This is a genomic window from Streptomyces phytophilus (genome assembly GCF_013870535.1).
Classification (GTDB): domain Bacteria; phylum Actinomycetota; class Actinomycetes; order Streptomycetales; family Streptomycetaceae; genus Streptomyces; species Streptomyces phytophilus.
On the sequence record NZ_JACBXC010000428.1, the window covers coordinates 1 to 4,601 of the forward strand.

General features: G+C 72.5%; 5 protein-coding genes. 3 read left to right on the forward strand and 2 right to left on the reverse strand.

Going from position 1 to position 4,601, the window contains the following annotated elements:
* The first annotated feature begins 192 nt into the window (after positions 1-192).
* Both H5J30_RS18460 and H5J30_RS18465 read left to right on the forward strand, forming a co-directional pair.
* Positions 193-834, forward strand: coding sequence for a hypothetical protein (locus tag H5J30_RS18460; protein WP_181788518.1), 642 nt, complete (start codon positions 193-195; stop codon positions 832-834).
* 62 nt (positions 835-896) lie between these two features.
* The gene (locus H5J30_RS18465; RefSeq protein ID WP_181788519.1) at positions 897-1,688 is read left to right on the forward strand and encodes a thioredoxin domain-containing protein; all 792 of its coding nucleotides are present in this window, start codon (positions 897-899) and stop codon (positions 1,686-1,688) included.
* Between the two features lie 15 nt (positions 1,689-1,703).
* Here H5J30_RS18465 and H5J30_RS18470 read toward each other — a convergent pair whose 3' ends face one another.
* Entirely contained in the window at positions 1,704-2,297 is a 594-nt protein-coding gene (locus H5J30_RS18470; RefSeq protein WP_181788520.1) for a dienelactone hydrolase family protein, read from the reverse strand.
* Positions 2,298-2,350: 53 nt separating this feature from the next.
* Between H5J30_RS18470 and H5J30_RS18475 the strand changes: the two genes are divergently transcribed.
* The gene (locus H5J30_RS18475; protein ID WP_181788521.1) at positions 2,351-3,442 is read left to right on the forward strand and encodes a mechanosensitive ion channel family protein; all 1,092 of its coding nucleotides are present in this window, start codon (positions 2,351-2,353) and stop codon (positions 3,440-3,442) included.
* Here H5J30_RS18475 and H5J30_RS18480 read toward each other — a convergent pair.
* Positions 3,401-4,601: cation:proton antiporter (locus tag H5J30_RS18480; protein ID WP_181788522.1), on the reverse strand; the 1,201-nt coding region annotated here is incomplete at its 5' end. The genes H5J30_RS18475 and H5J30_RS18480 overlap by 42 nt on opposite strands.

Consider the following 4,601-nt stretch of genomic DNA (forward strand, 5'->3'; position numbering starts at 1 on the left):
TTGGCCACGACGGAGGACCTCCAGCAGACGGCGGGCGCGAGGGCGCGGGCAGGACGCTGGGAAGTCTAGGACGGACCACTGACACCGCGGGCCCCGGCCGTACCGAAGCCGGCCCTCCCCTTTAGCACCGGTTTACCGTCCCACGTGGCAGAATCACGCCCGATGGAACATGCGGCCGTAACGATCAGGGTGATGCGCGCGGCGGTCTTCACCGCGCTGTGCATCAGCCTGTCCGCGGGCGCCCACGTGCTCCTCTCCGCCAACCCCCTGCCGCTCGGCACGATCGCCGCACTCTCCGCCGGCGTCTTCGTCGTGGCCTATCTCCTCGCCGGCCGCCGCGAGCGCGGCTACTGGAGCATCGCGGCCCTCCTCGTGCCCCTGGAACTGGCGGCCGACACCGTCTTCACCACCGGCCAGCACACCTGCTACGGCCAGTCCGGCGGCCCCGTCGCCGGCTCCATGCGCTCCCTGGGGCTCGACCTCCTGTGCTCCGGCGAGTTCGGCACCCCCTTCGCCCGGATGACCGCCCGCGGCGAGGCGCTGGCGGGCACCGCCGCCAGCCCGTGGCTGCTGCTCGCCGCCCACGTCGGCGTGGGCCTGGTCGCCGCCGCCTGGCTGCGCCGCGGCGAGGCGGCCCTCGCCGGGCTGCTGCGCGCCGCCGCGGCCGTCGCCTTCCGGCCGCTGCTGCTGGCCGTCGCGATCATCACCGTCGCCCCGGTACGGAGCACCGGCCGCCCCGGCCGCCGGTGGGACCGTACCCGCGCCCTGCGCCCGCAGCCCCACCTGCTGCACTCGGTCCTGCGGCGTGGCCCGCCGTGCCCGGCCGCTGCCTGATCAGGCAGCCCGGCCGAAGAAGCACGCACACAGCCACACCGACCACACGAGGACCTATCACCATGAGCAAGCGAAACAGCCAGGAAGCCAAGCGGGCCGCGCGCGAGCGGCTGCGCGTCGAGCGCGAGAAGCAGGCCAAGAAGGAGAAGGTGCGCCGGCAGCTCTTCGTCGGCGGCGCCGTCGTCGGTCTGCTGGCCGTCGTCGGCGGCATCGCCTTCGCGATCAGCGCCCTGGGCGGCGACGACGGCAGCGACAAGGACTGGAGCGCGGCCAAGAGCGCCAAGCTCGTCCAGCCGGCGAACGCCGAGGGCGAGAACGGCACCACCGTCGTGCTCGGCGGCAAGGACGCCGAGAAGACCGTCGACGTCTACGAGGACCTGCGCTGCCCCGCCTGCGCGCAGTTCGAGCAGCAGTTGGGCGAGCGGGTCAAGAAGGGCGCCGAGGCCGACAAGTACCAGCTCCGCGTCCACCTCGGCGCGATCATCGACGGCAACTTCGGCGGCAACGGCTCCAAGAACGCCGCCAGCGCCCTGGGGGCGGCCCTGGACGTCAGCACCGAGGCGTTCAAGGAGTACCACGGGCTGCTCTACTCGGCCGAGCACCACCCGGCCGAGAACCAGGACAAGTTCGCCGACAACGAGTACCTGCTGGACGTCGCCAAGAACGTCGACGAGCTCAAGGGCAACAAGCAGTTCCAGAAGAACGTCAACAAGGGCACCTTCGACAAGTGGGCCCTGGAGATGATCGCCAGCTTCGACGACGCCGGCATCGAGGGCACCCCGACGGTCAAGATCGACGGCAAGAAGATCGAGACCAACCTGCTCCCGACCGAGCTGGACAAGCTGGGCGCGTAGGCCCGTCACCCCGCGTCACGTGGCGGAGCGCACGTCCAGCTCCGCCACGAACGCATCCGCCACCCGCCAGGCGGACTGCGCCGCCTCCGCGTCGTAGTCCGCCAGGCCGGGGTCGGTGAACAGGTGCCCGGCGCCCGGATAGCGGAAGACCTCCACGTCGGCACCGGCCCGGCCCATCCGCAGGTACCAGGCCGTCTGCCAGTCGTGCGTCTCGTACGGGTCGGGGTCGGCCACGTGCAGCTGCACCGGCAGCTCGCCGGAGGCGGCCGCGGCCCCGTCGGCGATGTCGGACGTGCCGTGCATCAGCAGCAGCCCCCGCGCGTGCTCGTCGGCGAGCGCCAGGTTCTGCGCCAGCGCGCCGCCGAGCGAGAGGCCCGCGTACAGCACCCCGCCCGCCGAGTGCGGCGCCGCGGCCTTAACGGCCCGCGCCAGCAGCTCGTCCTTGCCGATCTCGTCCCTGACCTCGATGCCTTCCTCCTCCGTCGCCGGAGTGCGGCCGTCGTAGAGGTCGGGGACGACCACCTCGTGCCCGGCGGCGCGCCAGCGCTCCGCCGTAGCGTGCACGGCAGGACGCACTCCGTACATGGAGTGGAAAAGCAGAATCGTCATGCGCCCATCGTGGCAGATACGGTCGGGGAGATCCGCGTTCGAAGGAGGCTCACGTGTCCACCGAGGATGTGCTCCGGCCCGTCCTGGTCATCGGCGGCGCCGTCGCGGTCACCGCGACCGCCGGGGTCGTGGTCGACCTGCTGCTCCGCCGCGCCGACGCCCGGCACCCCGAGACCCCGATCTGGGGGCTGCTGCGAAGCTGCCGGGTGCCGCTCCAGCTCGCCATCCTGACGTCGATCCTGCTGGGCACCTACGAGCGGGCCGACCTGGCCCACGGCGACGACACCAGGACGGCCGTCACGCGCGTCCTGACGCTGCTGCTGATCGCGTCCGTGGCCTGGCTGCTGACCAAGGTGGTCGCGGCGGCCGTGGAGCTGACGTACCACCGCTACAAGTCCAAGGCGCGCGACTCGGCCCGCCGCAGGCGGGTGCGTACGCAGCTCACGCTGATCCAGCGCGTGGTGGTGTTCGTCATCTGCACGGTCGCGGTGGCCGCGATGCTGCTGACGTTCCCGCAGATGCGGGCGGTGGGCACCTCGATGCTCGCGTCCGCCGGCGTCATCGGCATCATCGCGGGCATCGCCGCCCAGTCCACGCTGGGCAACCTCTTCGCGGGGCTGCAGATCGCCTTCGGCGACCTGGTCCGCATCGGCGACACGGTCGTCGTCGAGGGCGAGTGGGGGACGGTCGAGGAGATCACCCTGACGTTCCTGACGGTGAAGACCTGGGACGAGCGCCGCATCACCATCCCCGTGTCGTACTTCACCAGCCAGCCCTTCGAGAACTGGTCGCGCGGCGGCGCCGAGCTGACCGGCACGGTCTACTTCCACCTGGACCACACCACGCCCGTACGGGCGCTGCGCGAGCGGCTGCACGAGGTGCTGCTCGGCTGCGCGCACTGGGACGGGCGCGGCTGGAGCCTGGTGGTCACGGACACCACGCCGACCACGATGCAGGTGCGCGCGCTGGCCACCGCGCGGGACGCGGACGCGCTGTGGGACCTGCGCTGCCTGGTGCGCGAGGAGCTGATCACCTGGCTGCGGGAGAAGCACCCGTACGCGCTGCCGAAGGTGATGACGGCGCAGGCGCCGCTCGACAAGGCCCTAGACGGTGCCGCGGAGCGTCCGGACGTCGAGGTGCCGTAGGACGCGGTCGACGATCTCCGGGTCGTAGCCCTCGCTGCGGGCCGCGAGCAGCTCGTGCCGGGCGGCGGACAGCAGCTCCCCGGTGATCTTCCGGCCGGTGCGCAGCCGCTCCAGCCGCTGGGCGTGCGCCTCGCGGCGGTCCTCGTCCACGAGGTCGGGGTAGAGCCGGGTGGCGATGCCGTACGCGGCCCGCTGGAGCTGCTCCGCCATCTCCTCGGGCAGCTCCTGCACCTGCTCGATCTCCGCCAGCCGGGCCCGCGCCGCCTTCGCGGCGCGCAGCGCCAGCTGCCGTTCGAGCTGCCGCTCGGCCTCCGTGTCGGCGCCCACGTCGAGTTGGCGGACCAGCCAGGGCAGCGTCAGGCCCTGGCAGAGGAGGGTGGCCAGGACCACGGCGAAGGCGATGAACAGCAGATCGCTGCGGTGCGGGAACGGACCGCCGCCGTCCACGGTGACCGGGATGGCGAGCACCAGCGCCACCGAGGCCACGCCGCGCATCCCCGACCACCACATGACGACGGTCTCCCGCCAGGTCGTGGGGATCTCCTCCTCCTCGTCCGGGTGCCCGCCGCGCTGGTGCAGCCGCTGCGCCAGCGCGGCGGCGGGCAGCAGCCACAGCAGCCGTACGCCGACGACCACGCCCACGACGGCGGCCGCCGCGCCCACCAGCGCCCCGTCGAAGTCGCCGGAGGCCACGACGGTGTGCAGCTCCAGGCCGATCAGGCCGAAGGCGATGCCGGTGACGAGGGTGTCCACGACATCCCAGAAGCTGCGCTCGGCGAGCCGGCCGAGCACGTCGTCGGCGTCGGTGGCGTACTCCGACAGGTACAGCGCCGTGACCAGGACCGCCAGCACCCCGGAGCCCTTGAACTCGTCGGCCAGCACGTACGCGGCGAACGGCACCAGCAGCGTGAGGCCGATCTTCAGCGTGGGGTCGTCGAGCAGCCGCATCAGCCGCTCCGCGGCCCAGCCGAGGGCGAAGCCGACCGCGAGCGCGACGACGGTGGACAGCGCCAGCAGCCCCGCGGCGCCGGAGACGGAGAAGGTGCCGGAGACGGTCGCGGCGATCGCCACGTGGTACAGCACGATCGCGGTGACGTCGTTGAACAGCCCCTCGCCCACCAGGATCGACAACAGCCGCCGCGGCAGCCCCAGCGACCCG